This is a genomic window from Aurantibacter sp., from assembly GCF_039941195.1.
Lineage (GTDB): Bacteria > Bacteroidota > Bacteroidia > Flavobacteriales > Flavobacteriaceae > Aurantibacter_A.
On record NZ_JBDVFA010000061.1, the window covers coordinates 16,328 to 32,799 of the forward strand.

A 16,472-nucleotide genomic window follows, 5' to 3' on the forward strand; every position below is an offset into this window, starting at 1 on the left:
TGATACTTACACTAATACTTAACTATTTTTTCTACCTAAAAATTTGTGCAATACACCAAATACGTCTTCAGATATTTTAAAGCGGTATAGTATACCAACATACATGGTAGTCATTAAAAAGAGTTTTAATAAAATATTTACCAATGGATGGAAGTTGAATTGAAGCGAAAAGAACAAAGCTCCCACCAGCAAAATCAATCCAGTAACTTTGAAAGTTTCTAAGGTAAATGGCCACATATTAAATTTAGCTTTCACATATGCCAACTTACAAGTATTATAAATAAATACCGCTAAAAAACTAGCCATTGCTGCACCTTCCATTCCAAACTCCGGAATAAGCCATATATTAAATAAAATTGTCATTGCCGCCAAAAATGCTCCTAACCACAAAACAGCTCTGTAATATTCTGAATTAAAAAGAATGGCATTATTGCAACCTAAAAACGAATCGTATAGTTTAATAAGTCCGATTAAAAGCACCACAATAAAGCCACCTCTATATTCAGATGGAATCATTTGATACAAATCGTTCAAATTTAATATTATCATAAGAAAAACAAGTCCAGCAACTATGTACAGCGTAAGTGAACTTTTTTGGTACAATGCTTTTAAGCCTACCAAGTTATTATCGTTTAATAATTCAGCCGTCATCGGATAGGTTATTTGGTGCATAGCTCTAGATGGCGCTATTATTACAGTTGCAATGTGCACGGCTACGGCGTAATAAGCTACATTCTCAATTTCTATATATTGATTAATCATAAACTTATCAATCTCCAATAAGATTACAGCGGCAGAACCTCCAAGTATAATTAAAGCACTGTATATAACTATTTCACGCGTATTTGTAGGAAAATTAAAATCCAATTTTGGCTTTTTTAATAAATAAGCGTGAACCTTCATTATCAATGTACGCAATAAATAGAGTCCGACTAATGCATTCATGAATACATCAACCGAAATAATTTTAAAGTAAACAGAAAAAAGCAATATTGTAACGCCCAATCGAACAAAGACTTCTTTCATGAAATTGCCAAAAATTGACTTTAATTGAACTCTAGCCCAGGCATAAAAGACTTCAAAATACGCCATTGACAAGCCTATAAAAAAGATATGCCATACGTAATCTTTAACAATCACATTTTTCTTTGAAAGAAATTCAGCTATTATTGAATTTCCAAAAAAAGCAAAAAGTCCAAGTGGAATTATAACAATTAAAGGCAATAAGACCATTAGGGTTAAAAAGGAATCTTTTTTGTCGAAGCTACTATAATATTTAACCAATGTATTCTGAACACCAAAAGCCATTAAAGGCATAAGTATAGCTGATGTAGATAAGACTACACCTACTAAGCCATAATATTCATCAGTAATAAAATTAGTATAAAGAAAGAGCGCATTAACCGCACCCATCGCAAATCCCAGATAGGTAATAATAGTATTAAAGAAAGTTTGTTTAAGTACTATGCCCATTATAGCAATTTCGAAAGTTCTTTTGTTAAAGACTGGCGACTATACTTTTCTATATTTTTTGATGAAATTGTAAGTTGCCCTTCTTTAAACGCTTCAAACCATTTTAAAATTACATTTTTTAATTCAGAATTGGCTTTATAGTCAAATATAGCACCCGATTCGGTTTCTTTAATAAGATTAGCAACTTCCCAATTATATGGGCCGACCGCCAATATAGGGCGCTTGGCAGACAAGTATTCAAATAATTTACCCGGAATTATACCTTTAGTGTCTTCAGAATCTATTTCAATTAAAAGTAAAACTTGCGAACCTCTTTGTTTACGAATAGCAGATGCATGGGATACATATCCATTTAGCCTAATATAAGGTTCAAGTTCAAATCGATGCAAACTATCCATCACATCTTGACTTACCACCCCTAAAAATTCCAGTTGTAAATATTTTCTAAAAACTGGATTTTCACGAGCGATATCAGACAGTACCTTCCAAAGATTCTGAGGGTTTCTACCTGTTAATAGCGAGCCAATATGTGTAATTGTAAATTGTGAATCTAAATTCGAGTCACCTGAATATTTAGTGTCATGACCATTTGTAATAACGGCTATTGGCTTTTTCGTAATTTGTTCAAATTCAGTTTTGGTAGTTGCACTAGTAACTATTATATGATCTGCATTATTTAAAACTTGATGCTCTAATTGCTTATGTTTTTTAGCTGATGATTTGGTAAGCTTCAATTTTTTATGATAACCAATGGATGTCCAAGGATCTCTAAAATCTGTAATCCATTTTATATTGAATTGTTGTTTTAACCCATCGCCTATTAAGTGTATGCTATGTGGTGGCCCAGTCGTAATAATAGTATTAATATCCTCTTTAGCAATAATTTCGGATAAATAATCAATAGAAGGTACAATCCAATTTTTACGAGCGTCTGGTATAAAAAAATTGCCACGCACCCAAAGCATAAATTTTTCAAGAAAAGATTGATTCTTCGTTTGAATAACACCAGAACTTATACGTTTCGTTTTTTTAGATGAAAGTAACCCAGCCAATTTATAAGGTTCTGAAATTTTTTGTTTAAGAATTCTAATTTCTGGAGGAACTTCCTTTTCAAGCGTAACATCTTCAATGGGGTAATTAGGATTTTCTGGAATATAAACTATAGGTTCTATATTGAACTCTGGTAAATACTTTACAAATTTCAACCATCGCTGTACTCCTGGTCCTCCTGCTGGTGGCCAATAATACGAGACAATCAAGACTTTTTGCATTATGCTACTTCTTTTTTACGATTCCGCCAGAATGAGAATCCCAATCCGCCTATGACTACTAGTCCAAAAAGCAACGTACTTGCTAACGCTATTTGGCTTCCTTCTTTTATAATCGTAGGTTCAAATTTAAATTCAATAGTATGCTGACCTTCCGGAACTTTTAAGGCTCGTAACACATAATTAACTCTAAAATGATCAGATGGCTTACCATCTATATATGCATTCCATCCATTCGCATAATACATTTCAGAAAATACGGCAACACCAGCATTTGGGTTATTTGATTTATAGGTTAAATGATTGGGCTTGTAATCTGTTAATGTTATAGTTGTTGTAGAGTCCGTTTGAAAGCTAGTACGATTTATTATATTAAATTTAGCCGTATTAACTATGGCCTCATTTTTTTCATCAAAATCATTCAGCCCTAAAATTTCTTCATTAGCACTACCTACTTCTTTTAATGTTTTTACAAACCAAGCATTTCCATTTGCATCAGGATTAACAGCCGGGTAACTCTGACCCTCTTCTGTTTGCTGCACCACATATTTAACATTCAACATGTTTAATACACTAACATTTCCTTTAAATATATAAAAGTAAAACAGGTCTTGCATACCAGCTGGTTTCGCTGCATGATAACCTGTAATTGATTGATGAAAATAAGACGTACTAGCAGAATCCCATCCTTCACGCGGGTTATAAACTCTGTACACTCCCTCATCTTTTAAAATCTGTTGATGCAATGGTGTTTCTTGAAATGGCTGGCTCATTTTTCGCTTTGCGACAAAATCATCGTTATCCACATACCTGCGCCCTACTCCTACCAAATCAAAAAGAATTAATGCTGTTAATGCAATTACAAAAACATTTTCTTTAATTTTTTCTTTTATAAAAAACCAAATTGCAAGTGCAGCTAAAAACACATAAATAAACGAACGCAATAAATCGCTAGTATATAATGCTTTTCGGTCTTCTTGCAATACATCAGGTAGTCCTTCCAGTCCAGTCATTTTCATACGATCATCGGAAGGAGAAGTAAAATCAAACATCCCTTTTGCTAAAAATAAAGCAACGCACAAACCAGCTGTAATATAAAATGAAAGTTTTAATGCTTTCATTTTTCGTTCTTTCGATATATAGTCGTTAAACAAAACCGTAAGGGCCAAAATAGCTAGAATCGGTGCACATAATTCTAGAATTACTTGTATGGAAGAAACCGCTCTAAATTTATCATACAACGGAAAATAATCAATCATTAAATCAGTAAGTAAACTAAAATTCTTTCCCCAAGAAAGCACCAAAGACATAATGGTTCCGCCTAAAAGCCACCATTTGGCTCTACCTTTTACTAAAATTAAACCTAAAATAAACAAGAAGAATATAATTGCTCCTATATAAGCTGGACCAGAAGTACCGGGTTGATCACCCCAATACATTGGTAGCGCGCTAAAGTATTCTAAAGCCGTACTTTTTGGAATTTCTTTACTTACGACATATGCAAAGGTCTTTGAATCTTCCCCTAGTTCTTCTTGACTCCCTCCACCAAATAACCTGGGAACAAAAAGGTTAAGGGACTCCGTAATACCATAACTCCATTGCGTTATATAATTTTTATCTAGGCCGCCCGTATTTTCTTTTGGCGTACCATCGGGGTTTATTGTAATTTCAGATTTACCTCTTGTACTCCAGTCAGCATATTCCTTAGTTGCTAATAATCCCGTAGCATTGGCTGCAATTCCTAAAAGCACTGCACCTAAAAGAATTCCTACTGAAATAAAATAATGTTTGAGTTTTTTCTTTCTAATAGCATCGACTAAATAAGCCACGCCTAAGATCAATACCAACAACATAAAATAATAGGTCATTTGATAGTGGTTTGCCCCTATTTCTAATGCCATTGCTAAAGCTGCTAAAACAAACCCCCAGAGGTACTCTTTTCTAAAAACTAAAACAATACCACCGAGCAACATTGGTAAATAACCAATGGCATGCGCTTTAGCATTATGACCTACTCCCAAAATAATTATAAGATAAGTAGAGAAGCCAAATGCCAGGGCACCTAAAGCAGCCAATCGAAAATCGACTTTTAAACAACAAAGCAATATGTAAAAACCTAAAAAGTATAAGAAAAGATAATCTGCAGGTCTAGGCAAAAATCGGATAACCTTGTCTAATTTTTTAACGTAATTATGTGGATAATTAGCACCTAATTGATAGGTAGGCATACCACCAAATGCGCTGTTGGTCCAATAAGGTTCTTCACCTGTAAGTTTTCTGAAATCATTCTGTTCCTTGGCCATGCCAGTGTACTGAATAATATCTGATTGTTCTATTACTTTCCCTTGTAATACAGGGCTAAAATATGCTAATGCCGCAACGACAAAAAGTACAATAACAAAAAAATGTATTAAAAAGGATTTTAAAGTAATTTGCATGGAATTATGTTGATTCCCGCAAATTTACAAATAGATACTATTCTTTGACGGAATATTTTAAATAAGAAGCATTCAAAACAAAGTATACAGTTTTTAGTCCAACTCTTCAAACTCAATATACTCCCCCACTGGTTCTTTTGTAGATTTTTTACCAGCACGATTCTTTTTTATCGAAATATCGCCTATTTGCTCTTCCTCTTGCTGTTGTTGACCAAAGCCACTTGCTTGGTTGCTAAAATCACCAAATTGCTCTTTAAATTTTTCTTCTGTCTTTTTAGCAGCATAATTAAACAATTTTGGTCCATACCACTTCGCTATAATCTTTAGCCCGTAATACACCAAAAGAATAATTAATATAGTTTTTAGTAATACCATTTTTATTCAATCTATATATATCAAAAATACGATTCTAGCGTTGTATAATATGAGTAATTGTCTTAAAAGTTTAATAAAGTAGCTGTTTATGAGGTACCTTTTTCGTTTAGAAAAGTTTAATCAAGCATTAATTTTACTAGTATTTTCAATCCCTTTTTTAGGTATTTCACAATATACAGATGTAATTAATTCTAACAGACCAGGGAAAGCTGTAAGTGCGTATGCAGTGGGTAAAAACGTTATTCAATTAGAAGGTGGAGCAATTTTTGAGCAACAGGATCATGCATTATTAAATACCCAATCTGGAATTTGGGGATTAGACTATGCGCTTAGATATGGCCTTTTATTCGAACAATTAGAGATTAATTGGGAAGGAACTTTTCAGAATCAGAACATCACTTTTGCCAATTTTGGTACAACAGAAAACCGAACAAACTTCTATCGAAACCGTATTGGTCTTAAGTTTTTAATTTATGATCGTTACAAATCACCTTTACGAAATAAACCGAATTTATATAGCTGGCGTAAAAATTATGTTTTTCAACTTGCTAATTTAATTCCGTCAGTATCATTATATGCGGGGGCCAACATATTATTCGGTGACAACCCATTTTATGTAGGTGACCCTACGGTTTCGCCTAGAGTAATGTTAGCTACGCAAAGTAGGTTAACCCCTCGTTTCGTGCTAATTTCAAACATCGCTTATGATCGAATAGGAACTGATTTCCCGGAAATCAATTATGCAGTATCAATTTCCTATGCCTTTAGAAACCCTAAATGGAGCACATTTGTAGAACATCAAGGTTTTGATAGTGATCGATATGCAGATTTGCTCATACGTGGTGGTGTCGTTCATTTACTGTCCGAGAAGCTACAAGTAGACGTAAACCTTGGTGCTAGTTTCAAAAATACTCCATCAAGAATTTTTATGAGTGCAGGCGCTTCTTATCGTTTTGATTTTCACAAAGATGATTTAAAAGCAATAGAAGATCAAAAGGCTAATGAAAACGGTGGGGAGATTAAGAAGAATAGCATGAAAAAGAAAAGCCGCGAAGAAAAGAAAAAAGCTAAAAATGCTGCAAATGGCTCTGGAGCAGAAGATATTGACTTAGGTCCCACAAAAAAACAACTGCGCGAAAAGAAAAAAGCAGATAAGAAAAAGAAAAAGAGTAAAAAAGAAGATAACGGTGCTATAGATTTTTAACATTGATTTAAGTTTCAAATTTTATTCTAACCGCATTTATACCTAATATTGACTATAGAAAAAACAACTATGGTCAACCTTGTTGAAGTCTCTTCAAAATCGGAATTCAAGAGCTTTGTAAAGTTTCCTTTTAAGCTTTACAAAGACTCTAAATATTGGGTTCCACCGATTATTGCTGATGAACTTGAAACTTTTAATAAGGATAAAAACCCCGCATTTAAAAACGCTGAAGCTCGTTTTTTTCTAGCCTATAAAAATAACAAAATTGCCGGAAGAATTGTGGCAATCATCAATTGGCTTGAAGTAAACGACCAAAAAGTAAGAAAAATGCGTTTTGGTTGGTTCGATTTTATTGATGATGTAGAAGTTTCTGAGGCACTATTACAAAAAGTTGCCGAAATAGGTAAAGAACATCAATTAGACTTTATTGAAGGTCCCGTAGGTTTCTCAAATTTAGATAAAGTAGGTGTTTTAACTGAAGGTTTTGACCATATTGGAAGTATGATTACTTGGTACAATCATGCATACTACGTTGCTCATTATGAAAGGTTAGGTTTTGAAGTAGCAAAAAAATATGTTGAGAATAAATTTCCCGCTTCGAATGCTGATCCTGCGCTATTCACAAAGCTAAATAGTTTGGTAAAACGTAGGTATGGTCTGCGAGAAATAAACTTTACAGACACGAAGGATGTCTTACCTATGACGGACAAAATGTTCGACCTTTTCAACGAAACATATTCCAAACTGTCCTCATTCGTACCTATAACTGAAATACAAAAAGCATATTTTAAAAAGAAATACATTAGTTTTATTAATCCAGAGTATATCAAGTTTATTGTTGACAAGGATGATAAATTAATCGCATTTTCAATTGTAATGCCTTCATTCTCAGAAGCTTTACAAAAAGCAAAGGGAAGACTTTTTCCATTCGGAATTTTTCATCTTTTACGAGCTAAAAAGAAAAATAGAGACGTTTTATTTTATTTAATTGGTATACACCCAGAATATCAAAATAAAGGGGTTACTGCAATCATTTTTAATGAGTACTATAAAACTTTCAATGATAAAAAAATTGAAATGTGTTATCGTACTCCCGAATTAGAAGACAATATTGCCATTCGGCAAATGTGGAAACACTTTGAACCTAAAATCTATAAGAGACGTTGTACTTATAAAAAGAGTTTAGGTGAGTAATTCTTAATTCAAGAAGAATAAAAGTAATACTATCTTGTCCTAGATAAATATTGAGCACTCCTTAAGTAGTTCGACAATACTACTTAAAAAAACAAAATCCGATTTAGTATATTGTAAATCGGATTCTGGTTTTAAAATTATCTTTTGAACAAAGCGATTTTTTTATTCGCCCATAGCAGCTGCTACAGCCGCTGAAAGTCTTTTATAAGTTCCGTTTTCCAAACGTTCTCTAATTGCTGAAAATGCTTCTAAGGTTTCAGAAATATCATCCATAGTATGGGTAGCCGTTGGAATCATACGAAGTAAAATTAATCCTTTAGGTATTACAGGATAAACAACTATAGAACAGAATATTCCGTAATTTTCTCTCAAGTCTTTTACCAAAGCCATGGCCTCAGGAATACTTCCGTTTAAGTAAACCGGTGTAACACAACTAGTTGTAGTACCAATATCAAATCCACGTTCTTTTAAACCATTCTGTAAAGCGTTCACATTCTCCCAAAGTTTTGCTTTAAGCTCTGGTTGAGTACGTAACATATCCAAACGTTTTAATGCCCCTTTTACATACACCATTGGCAGTGATTTTGCGAACATTTGCGATCGTAAATTATACTTTAAATAATCAATTATTTCTTTATCTGCAGCTAAAAATGCTCCAATACTTGCCATGGATTTTGCAAAAGTTGCAAAGTACACATCAATATCGTCTTGCACACCTTGCTCCTCACCTGCACCAGCACCAGTTTTACCCAATGTACCAAAACCGTGAGCATCGTCTACTAATAATCTAAAGTTATATTTTTTCTTTAAGGCAACTATTTCTTTCAATTTACCCTGTTGACCTCTCATACCAAAAACACCTTCAGAGATAACTAGAATACCACCTCCAGTATGTTCAGCCATCTTAGTAGCTCTTTCTAAATTCACTTCTAAGCTTTCGATATCGTTATGCTTAAAAGTAAAACGTTTACCCATATGTAACCGTACACCATCTATAATACATGCATGACAGTCAACATCGTAAACAATAATATCATCTTTAGCAACCAATGCATCAATTGCAGACATTATTCCTTGATATCCAAAGTTTACTAAGTAAGCAGATTCTTTTTGCACAAAAGCTGCACATTCCTGCTCCAATTGCTCATGAAAATCAGTATGACCACTCATCATTCGTGCACCCATTGGGTAAGCCGAACCATATTCCGCAGCAGCCTCACCGTCAACTTTTTTGATTTCCGGTAAATTAGCTAACCCCAAGTAATCATTAATACTCCAAGTTATTACATCTTTACCTTGAAATTTCATTCGATTTGAAATAGGACCTTCCAATTTCGGAAAAACAAAATAACCTTCGGCTTGCGAAGCCCATTTACCTAAAGGGCCCTTATTTTCAATAATTCTATCAAATATGTCTCTCATCTAGCTTTCTGCGTTTGATTACACTGCAAAAATATGGATTTTTTTACTTGAACGTGTTTTATGTTATAGAAAATCTACAACACTTATAAACTACTACCTATGTTAATCGTATTGTTATTTTATCAATAAAAATAACCCTAGTCCTTGCTAATTTAGGATATACATTCGAACCTAAAAAACCATATAAATCGAAAAAGCAACGACAAATGTCGTTGCTTGTATATTCTATTATAATCTTATTTATTTTATTGTTTGAATTTGTTGTTTTTCTTCCACATTTTCTGTGTCGAAAAAACCTTGATTGCTCATCCAATCATCGCTATATATTTTACTCATATATCTAGAACCATGATCAGGGAACATTACAATTACATTACTGTTTTCATCAAACTCACCATCATTAGCATATTGTTTTACAGCTTGTAAAGCTGCTCCACTTGTATAGCCAACAAACATTCCTTCAGTTTTAGCAATTTCTCTAGCAGTATGTGCGCTTTCCTCATCGCTAACTTTCATAAACTTATCAATTACTTTAAAGTCTGTAGCAGCCGGAATCAAATTTTTACCTAGCCCTTCTATACGGTATGGATAAATTTCGTTTTGATCAAATTTACCTGTTTGATGGTATTTTTGAAGTACAGAACCAAAAGCATCTACACCTAAAATTTTAATATCAGGATTTTGCTCTTTCAAATACCTGCCAATTCCAGAAATAGTACCTCCAGTACCACTACAAGCGACTAAATGCGTAATGTTTCCATTAGTTTGTTTCCAAATTTCTGGACCTGTATTATTGTAGTGAGCCTCAATATTCAATTCATTGAAATATTGATTAATATAAATACTATTCTCAGTCTCTTCATGCAATCTTTTAGCAACTTCATAGTACGATCGAGGATCATCAGCGCTTACATGAGCTGGACATATATAGACCTCAGCTCCCATACTTTTCAGCATGTCAATTTTGTCGGGTGATGACTTAGAACTAACGGCTAAAATACATTTGTATCCTTTAATAATGCTAACCATAGCAATACTAAAGCCTGTATTTCCTGATGTAGTTTCGATTATTGTACTTCCTTCTGTAAGAATTCCTTTTCGTTCGGCTTCTTCAATGATATAAGTAGCTACTCTATCTTTTGAAGAATGGCCTGGATTGAAGGCTTCAACTTTTGCATAAAAGTTACCATTAAACTCTGAAGTAATCTTGTTAAGCTTAACAATTGGGGTGTTTCCTATTAATTCTAGGATACTGTTATGCGCATTAATTTGATTTTCCATAAAGGTTAATCTTGGTTAGGGGAACGTAACATAAACGTTCATTTTGTATTGTTCCAAAAGCAAAATTACGGATTTTTTCCGATTTAGTCCATTTTTCCCTCTAGATCTATTATAAAAGCATACTCTTTGGCCACCTCTTTTAGGGCTTCAAAACGTCCGGATGCACCACCATGACCTGCTTCCATATTCGTATCTAAAAACAATAAATTATCATCTGTTTTATACTCTCTTAATTTTGCCACCCATTTTGCAGGCTCCCAATATTGCACTTGAGAGTCGTGTAAACCAGTACTAACGTACATATTTGGATACTCTTGTTTAACGACATTATCATAAGGAGAATATGATTTCATATAATCATATGAATCTTTATTATTAGGGTTCCCCCATTCATCGTACTCCCCAGTAGTTAAAGGAATAGAATCGTCTAACATAGTCGTAACAACGTCTACAAATGGTACAGCCGCAATTACTCCATTATACAATTCAGGTGCCATATTAACAATTGCCCCCATTAACAAACCACCAGCAGAACCACCAGAGGCATATAAATGTTCTGAACTGGTATATTTTTCTTGTATTAAAAACTTTGAACAATCAATAAAATCTGTAAAAGTATTTCTCTTTTGAAACATTTTACCTGTTTCGTACCATTCACGTCCTAAATATTGCCCGCCACGAATATGAGCAATAGCATAAATAAAGCCGCGATCCAAAAGACTTAAACGCACTGAAGAAAAATAAGGGTCAATTGTATTTCCATATGAACCGTAGGCATATTGTAATAACGGACTACTTCCATCAAGTTTTGTGTCTTTATGGTAAACCATGGATATAGGAACTTTTATGCCATCAGCAGCGGTGGCCCATACACGTTTCGATTTATAATTTTCTTTTGAAAATTTTCCTCCTAAAACTTCCTGCTCCTTTTTAATGGTCTTTTCTTTAGTTTCCATATTAAAATCAATAATGGAACTAGGAGAAGTCATCGAATTATAACCATAACGCAATATTTTGGTGTCAAAATCTACATTTGTACTTGTGTATGCCGTATAGGTCTCATTGTCAAAAGGAAGAAAATAATTGTCGAATCCATCCCAACGGATAATTTTCAATTTATTTAATCCATTTTCGCGCTCCGAAATCACATAATAATCTTTAAAAATGTCAATATCTTCAATGAGAACATTCTCGTTATGTGGAATAAATTCTTGCCAGTGCTTAGATTCTGTATTATTTTCATCAGTCACCATCATTTTAAAATTGGTAGCACCATCTTTATTTGTATGCACATAGAATTTATCAGCGTAATGATAAATTCCATATTCCACTCCCCTTTCTCTAGGGTTAAACATTTTAAATTTACCATTGGGGTTATCGGCTTTTAAAATTTGATATTCTGAAGTTAAGGTGCTAGTAGAGCCAATTATTAAATATTTTTTGGATTTTGATTTATAGACAAAAGCGTAAAAAGTTTCGTCTTTTTCATGAAAAATCAACTCATCTTCTGATGCAGGAGTGCCTAGTATATGCTTATAAACTTTATCAGACCTCAAAGTTACGGGGTCCTTTTTAGTATAAAACAAAGTTTTGTTATCATCAGCCCATACCGAACCACCCGTGGTGTTTTCTATTTTATCACTATAAACCTCTCCTGTTTTTAAGTTTTTAATTTGGATATAGTACTGGCGTCTTGATACCGTATCTACTGCAAATGAGGCCAAGGTATTATTTGGACTTACGCTAATGCCACCTAATTGAAAGTATTCATGGTCTTTAGCCATTTGATTACCATCAAACATTACTTCCTCAGGAGCACTTTCACTTTCTTTTTTTCTAGAATAAATTGGATATTCTTTACCTGTTTCAAATCTTCTTAAATACCAATAACCATTTTGTTTATAGGGCACAGAAGAATCATCTTCCTTTATTCGAGATTTCATTTCAGAAAAAAGACTGTCTTGAAAATCTTTGGTATGCGCTGTTAAATCATTATAATACTTATTTTCTGCATCTAAATACGATATAACTTCAGCGTCCTCACGATCGTTCATCCAATAATAATTATCAATACGAACATCTCCATGTTTTTCTAGTTCTTTTCCGACTTTTTTAGCATGAGGGGCATCAATTTTTACCATTGTATTTTTCTGATTTTGACAAGAGAGCGCAAAAGTAATACTAAACAGACAAAACAATGCTCTTTTTTCTAAGTGTATCATGAAAATCCTATTTAAGAATGAATTTAGTAATTTTGAATGAAAAATAAACACATATTATGTTTGGAGATATAATGGGAATGATGGGTAAATTAAAAGAAACCCAAGAAAAAGTAAAGGCTACCAAGGAAAGATTAAATCATGTTTTATTAGATGAATCTTCTTCAGATAATTTACTAAAAGTTACGATTAATGCTAATAGAAGTATAAAAAACATAACTATAGACAATAGCCTTCTAGAAGATAAAGAACAATTAGAAGATTATCTGGTACTTACTTTAAACAAGGCTATCGAGCGTGCAACTGAAGTTAATGAAGCTGAATTAGGTGCTGTAGCCAAAGAAGGCATGCCCAATATTCCAGGAATGGATTCGTTTTTAAAATAGACTTTGGCAAGTTATTTGCGATTCATTATAATGAACCAACCTAATTAGCAATATGATAATATGAAATACGCAGTTATACTATTTTTAATGCCGCTTTTGTCTTATGGACAGCTAGAAAGTGAGGCTGTAGTTTTTTCCAATTGGCAAACTGATTATAACATAGCCCTTAAACAAGCTAAAAAAGAGAACAAACATCTTTTGGTTTATTTTACGGGTAGTGATTGGTGTGGTCCTTGCAAAATGCTTAAAAAAGACTTGTTCGCTAAAAAGGAGTTTCAGGATTTTACTGAATCTTATGTGATGTTATATGTTGATATTCCTAGAAGTGTTGATGTAATTGGTCCAAAGCAACTACAAAAAAATAAAGAACTTCTTAAAAAATTGAATAAAAAAGGCGTATTTCCTTTATTTAAAATATTGAATTCTAACGAAAAGGTATTAGATGACTATTCTGGATATAATATGAATGGAGAAATTAGTTATCATCTAGAGTTTCTAAGGAAAAATACATAATGACTTATTTTAAATTAAAAAGGGCCTTCAAAATTGAAAGCCCTTTTTTTATAGATTTTATTAAGATCTTAACTTAGTTGTTTATCAATCTAAATTCAGTTCTTCTATTTGCAGAGTGCTCTCTCTCAGTACAAGAAACACCTTCTTTACATCTATTTTTCACTTTAGTTTCACCGTAACCATTCGCTACTAAAAGACTAGAATTAATTCCTTTAGTAATTAAATAATCTGCTACAGCTTTCGCTCTTCTTTCAGATAAATCTTTATTTGAAGAAGCAGTACCTCTAACATCAGTATGAGATGCAATCTCTAATTTAACCCCTGGGTTTTGAGACAATACTGGCATCAATCTAGTATCAATTATACTTTTAGCTTGAGAAGTTAAAGTTGCACTTCCTAAATTCCAATTAATTGGTAAGGCTTGGTATTCCACTAAAGAACATTCAACTTCTTTCCATGTTGTTAATCCACCTTTTTCCTTCAACACCTCTTTAGTTACCGTTTTAGTAACTGGAGGGATTATGTCTTCAACGGTTTGAGCATCTCTATCTAATACCGTTTTAGTAATCTCAGCATATTCGGCAGGAATAATCTCTTCAACTACTTTCGCCGGCTCTAACATTACAGTTTTAGTATAAGATGCATCTTTAGAACCTATTGGAGTACTATTTGTAGAAGCATCATTAGATAATACTTGCGTATCAATAGTAGTAAATTCAGCAGGATAACCTTTATAACACCAATAACGACAATCATCTGGATTACCAGAAGCACAATCAGGTGCAGAAGCTCCTAATTCCCATTGCGCATACGCAGGCTTAATTTCAATAGTTTCTGATCCTGGTGCAAAAGAAGCAGGAACTACTTTTAGTGTATTACCACCTTGTTTTGCTACATAAGTAACAGTTTCTTTACCCCATTTTGCGGGTACTACTGTTAATTTCTTACCTTCTTCTTTTATTAAAACTCTCTCAGTAACTGTTTTAAAGGTAGCAGGTACTGTTTTTAAAACCTTATAACCTGGTTTAACAGTTAAGGTAACCGTCTCATTTACGTAAACATCAGGGGTAGTACAACGCACATAACATTTACCTGGCTCTGGATTTTGTGGCAAATCCTGAGCATAACTAATCGCTCCTGCAAATACTGCAAGAAAAAATAACACTTTCTTCATTTTAATTTATGTTTATAATTAATGGTACAGCAAAAATAGGCATTTTTTAGCAAAATGTTAATTTTTTTAAGATGTTATTTGATCATAATAACATATTATTTTCACCCATAATTTTGCCATAACCAAAATGACATAATAATAGAGCGATATAAAAAATTGTATTTTTACTAAAAGAACGTATGACTTATGATAGTACTAGATAAAATCGAGTCAGGCTACACCTTTAAAATTCAGGCTGAAAGCGAAGAAGCATTAATGGAAAGTATGGTATTTTCTACCAAAGAAGAAGTTACACATATAATCAACGCGTTAACAAATAGTCCAATCACACAATTCACTTTTGAAAGGAAAACCAATAATAGTGGTAAATTCTTATTTAATGTAAAAGATTCCTCTGGTAGGTTAGTTGGAACAAGTCAGTTATATAATTCCGAAGCAGGCATGCAGAATGGCATAAAAAATCTAAAAATCACTTTAGCTTCATTAAAATCATAATTACATATTAGTTAAAATATTTAAGAATTTTTCATGCATTTTTTGTGTATAATCCAAATGCGTAACCATCCGAAGTTTCCCTTGTCCCATTCCAATAATATTAATATTTAGCCTATTTAGTTTATCAAGGAATGCCGCCTCGCTAATTATTTCATGGTCAACTTCAAATATTACAATGTTCGTTTCTATAGGCTCTACTTTTTTAACAAAGGTTAAGTTCGCCAAAAGTTCTCCAATTTCTTTAGCTCTCCGATGATCCTCTACTAATCTATTTATATTATTGTCCAATGCAAATATTCCTGCAGCTGCTAAAAATCCAGCTTGCCGCATTCCTCCTCCTAGAATTTTACGAATACGCAAGGCTTTATTTATAAATTCTGAACTACCTACCAAAACTGATCCTACCGGACAACCTAATCCCTTGCTTAAACACACACTAATAGAATCAAAAAGATTTCCGTACTTTTCTGGAGTTTCATTTTGGGCTACCAAAGCATTCCACAAACGTGCACCATCTAAATGGTATGACAATCCATTTTGATCACATACTTCTTTAATCCTTTTTAATTCTTCAAAATTCCAGCATGCTCCTCCCCCTTTATTTGTAGTGTTTTCTATGCAAACCAATGAAGTTAAAGGGCTATGATAAAAATCGGGAGGATTAATTGCAGCTGCTACTTGGTCAAAAGTCATCATCCCTCGATGACCATCAACCAACTTACATGATACACCGCTGTTAAAACTAATTCCACCACCTTCATAATTATAAACATGTGCATATTTATCACATATTAATTGATCACCAGGATTCGTATGTAATTTTATAGCAGTTTGGTTGGCCATTGTACCTGAAGGAAAGAACAATGCTGCTTCTTTCCCAAACATTTCCGCTACCTTATATTCCAATGCATTTACGGTTGGGTCAGCTTTGAAAACATCATCCCCAATTTTTGCAGTCATCATAGCATCCAGCATCTCTGAGGATGGTTTTGTAACAGTATCACTTATAAGATTTATTTCCAATGTAGGT

At 33.3% G+C, this 16,472-nt stretch carries 14 protein-coding genes; 5 read left to right on the top strand and 9 right to left on the bottom strand.

Translation table 11 applies throughout. The annotated features are described in order from the left end of the window. Nucleotides 1–18: 18 nt before the first annotated feature. The 4 genes from ABJF52_RS10160 to ABJF52_RS10175 all read right to left on the bottom strand — a co-directional run bounded on the left by ABJF52_RS10160 (nucleotide 19) and on the right by ABJF52_RS10175 (nucleotide 5,554). On the bottom strand, nucleotides 19–1,473 hold the full coding sequence (locus ABJF52_RS10160; protein WP_348149659.1) for an oligosaccharide flippase family protein: 1,455 nt from the start codon (nucleotides 1,471–1,473) through the stop codon (nucleotides 19–21). Beyond that, on the bottom strand, nucleotides 1,473–2,744 hold the full coding sequence (locus tag ABJF52_RS10165; protein WP_348149661.1) for a glycosyltransferase: 1,272 nt from the start codon (nucleotides 2,742–2,744) through the stop codon (nucleotides 1,473–1,475). The genes ABJF52_RS10160 and ABJF52_RS10165 overlap by 1 nt, the downstream gene beginning before the upstream one ends. After that, complete coding sequence (locus ABJF52_RS10170) at nucleotides 2,744–5,179, bottom strand: YfhO family protein (RefSeq protein ID WP_348149663.1); 2,436 nt, start codon at nucleotides 5,177–5,179, stop codon at nucleotides 2,744–2,746. Before ABJF52_RS10170 ends, ABJF52_RS10165 begins: the two co-directional genes overlap by 1 nt. A gap of 93 nt (nucleotides 5,180–5,272) precedes the next feature. After that, nucleotides 5,273–5,554: a DUF4834 family protein gene (locus ABJF52_RS10175; RefSeq protein WP_348149665.1), complete on the bottom strand. Its 282-nt coding sequence runs from the start codon at nucleotides 5,552–5,554 to the stop codon at nucleotides 5,273–5,275. 88 nt (nucleotides 5,555–5,642) lie between these two features. Here ABJF52_RS10175 and ABJF52_RS10180 point away from each other — a divergent pair, with 88 nt between their 5' ends. Both ABJF52_RS10180 and ABJF52_RS10185 read left to right on the top strand, forming a co-directional pair. Continuing rightward, nucleotides 5,643–6,758: a transporter gene (locus ABJF52_RS10180; RefSeq protein ID WP_348149667.1), complete on the top strand. Its 1,116-nt coding sequence runs from the start codon at nucleotides 5,643–5,645 to the stop codon at nucleotides 6,756–6,758. 69 nt (nucleotides 6,759–6,827) lie between these two features. Beyond that, the gene (locus ABJF52_RS10185; RefSeq protein WP_348149669.1) at nucleotides 6,828–7,952 is read left to right on the top strand and encodes a GTP cyclohydrolase; all 1,125 of its coding nucleotides are present in this window, start codon (nucleotides 6,828–6,830) and stop codon (nucleotides 7,950–7,952) included. 162 nt (nucleotides 7,953–8,114) lie between these two features. Here ABJF52_RS10185 and ABJF52_RS10190 read toward each other — a convergent pair whose 3' ends face one another. The 3 genes from ABJF52_RS10190 to ABJF52_RS10200 form a co-directional block, all read right to left on the bottom strand. Further along, entirely contained in the window at nucleotides 8,115–9,374 is a 1,260-nt protein-coding gene (locus ABJF52_RS10190; protein ID WP_348149671.1) for an aminotransferase class I/II-fold pyridoxal phosphate-dependent enzyme, read from the bottom strand. A 240-nt stretch (nucleotides 9,375–9,614) separates the two neighbouring features. Next, the gene (locus ABJF52_RS10195) at nucleotides 9,615–10,655 is read right to left on the bottom strand and encodes a cysteine synthase family protein (RefSeq protein ID WP_348149673.1); all 1,041 of its coding nucleotides are present in this window, start codon (nucleotides 10,653–10,655) and stop codon (nucleotides 9,615–9,617) included. Nucleotides 10,656–10,738: 83 nt separating this feature from the next. Further along, nucleotides 10,739–12,877: a S9 family peptidase gene (locus ABJF52_RS10200; RefSeq protein ID WP_348149675.1), complete on the bottom strand. Its 2,139-nt coding sequence runs from the start codon at nucleotides 12,875–12,877 to the stop codon at nucleotides 10,739–10,741. Nucleotides 12,878–12,933: 56 nt separating this feature from the next. Between ABJF52_RS10200 and ABJF52_RS10205 the strand changes: the two genes are divergently transcribed. Continuing rightward, complete coding sequence (locus ABJF52_RS10205; protein ID WP_348149677.1) at nucleotides 12,934–13,260, top strand: YbaB/EbfC family nucleoid-associated protein; 327 nt, start codon at nucleotides 12,934–12,936, stop codon at nucleotides 13,258–13,260. A 60-nt stretch (nucleotides 13,261–13,320) separates the two neighbouring features. Next, the gene (locus ABJF52_RS10210) at nucleotides 13,321–13,773 is read left to right on the top strand and encodes a thioredoxin family protein (RefSeq protein ID WP_348149679.1); all 453 of its coding nucleotides are present in this window, start codon (nucleotides 13,321–13,323) and stop codon (nucleotides 13,771–13,773) included. Between the two features lie 73 nt (nucleotides 13,774–13,846). Here ABJF52_RS10210 and ABJF52_RS10215 read toward each other — a convergent pair whose 3' ends face one another. Then, complete coding sequence (locus ABJF52_RS10215) at nucleotides 13,847–14,947, bottom strand: OmpA family protein (protein ID WP_348149681.1); 1,101 nt, start codon at nucleotides 14,945–14,947, stop codon at nucleotides 13,847–13,849. Nucleotides 14,948–15,133: 186 nt separating this feature from the next. On the opposite strand from ABJF52_RS10215, the gene ABJF52_RS10220 reads away from it, so the two are divergent. Then, nucleotides 15,134–15,442, top strand: coding sequence for a YegP family protein (locus tag ABJF52_RS10220; protein WP_348149683.1), 309 nt, complete (start codon nucleotides 15,134–15,136; stop codon nucleotides 15,440–15,442). On the opposite strand, the gene ABJF52_RS10225 is transcribed toward ABJF52_RS10220, so the two are convergent. Further along, on the bottom strand, nucleotides 15,443–16,465 hold the full coding sequence (locus tag ABJF52_RS10225) for a GntG family PLP-dependent aldolase (RefSeq protein ID WP_348149685.1): 1,023 nt from the start codon (nucleotides 16,463–16,465) through the stop codon (nucleotides 15,443–15,445). Between the last annotated feature and the right edge of the window lie 7 nt (nucleotides 16,466–16,472).

Excerpts from the sequence above, each read along its gene's own strand:
- ABJF52_RS10160 (WP_348149659.1), bottom strand. The coding sequence starts at position 1,473 with ATGGGCATAGTACTTAAACAAACTTTCTTTAATACTATTATTACCTAT.
- ABJF52_RS10190 (WP_348149671.1), bottom strand. The coding sequence starts at position 9,374 with ATGAGAGACATATTTGATAGAATTATTGAAAATAAGGGCCCTTTAGGT.
- ABJF52_RS10175 (WP_348149665.1), bottom strand. The coding sequence starts at position 5,554 with ATGGTATTACTAAAAACTATATTAATTATTCTTTTGGTGTATTACGGG.
- ABJF52_RS10165 (WP_348149661.1), bottom strand. The coding sequence starts at position 2,744 with ATGCAAAAAGTCTTGATTGTCTCGTATTATTGGCCACCAGCAGGAGGA.
- ABJF52_RS10195 (WP_348149673.1), bottom strand. The coding sequence starts at position 10,655 with ATGGAAAATCAAATTAATGCGCATAACAGTATCCTAGAATTAATAGGA.
- ABJF52_RS10215 (WP_348149681.1), bottom strand. The coding sequence starts at position 14,947 with ATGAAGAAAGTGTTATTTTTTCTTGCAGTATTTGCAGGAGCGATTAGT.
- ABJF52_RS10180 (WP_348149667.1), top strand. The coding sequence starts at position 5,643 with ATGAGGTACCTTTTTCGTTTAGAAAAGTTTAATCAAGCATTAATTTTA.
- ABJF52_RS10220 (WP_348149683.1), top strand. The coding sequence starts at position 15,134 with ATGATAGTACTAGATAAAATCGAGTCAGGCTACACCTTTAAAATTCAG.
- ABJF52_RS10170 (WP_348149663.1), bottom strand. The coding sequence starts at position 5,179 with ATGCAAATTACTTTAAAATCCTTTTTAATACATTTTTTTGTTATTGTA.
- ABJF52_RS10210 (WP_348149679.1), top strand. The coding sequence starts at position 13,321 with ATGAAATACGCAGTTATACTATTTTTAATGCCGCTTTTGTCTTATGGA.
- ABJF52_RS10205 (WP_348149677.1), top strand. The coding sequence starts at position 12,934 with ATGTTTGGAGATATAATGGGAATGATGGGTAAATTAAAAGAAACCCAA.
- ABJF52_RS10200 (WP_348149675.1), bottom strand. The coding sequence starts at position 12,877 with ATGATACACTTAGAAAAAAGAGCATTGTTTTGTCTGTTTAGTATTACT.
- ABJF52_RS10185 (WP_348149669.1), top strand. The coding sequence starts at position 6,828 with ATGGTCAACCTTGTTGAAGTCTCTTCAAAATCGGAATTCAAGAGCTTT.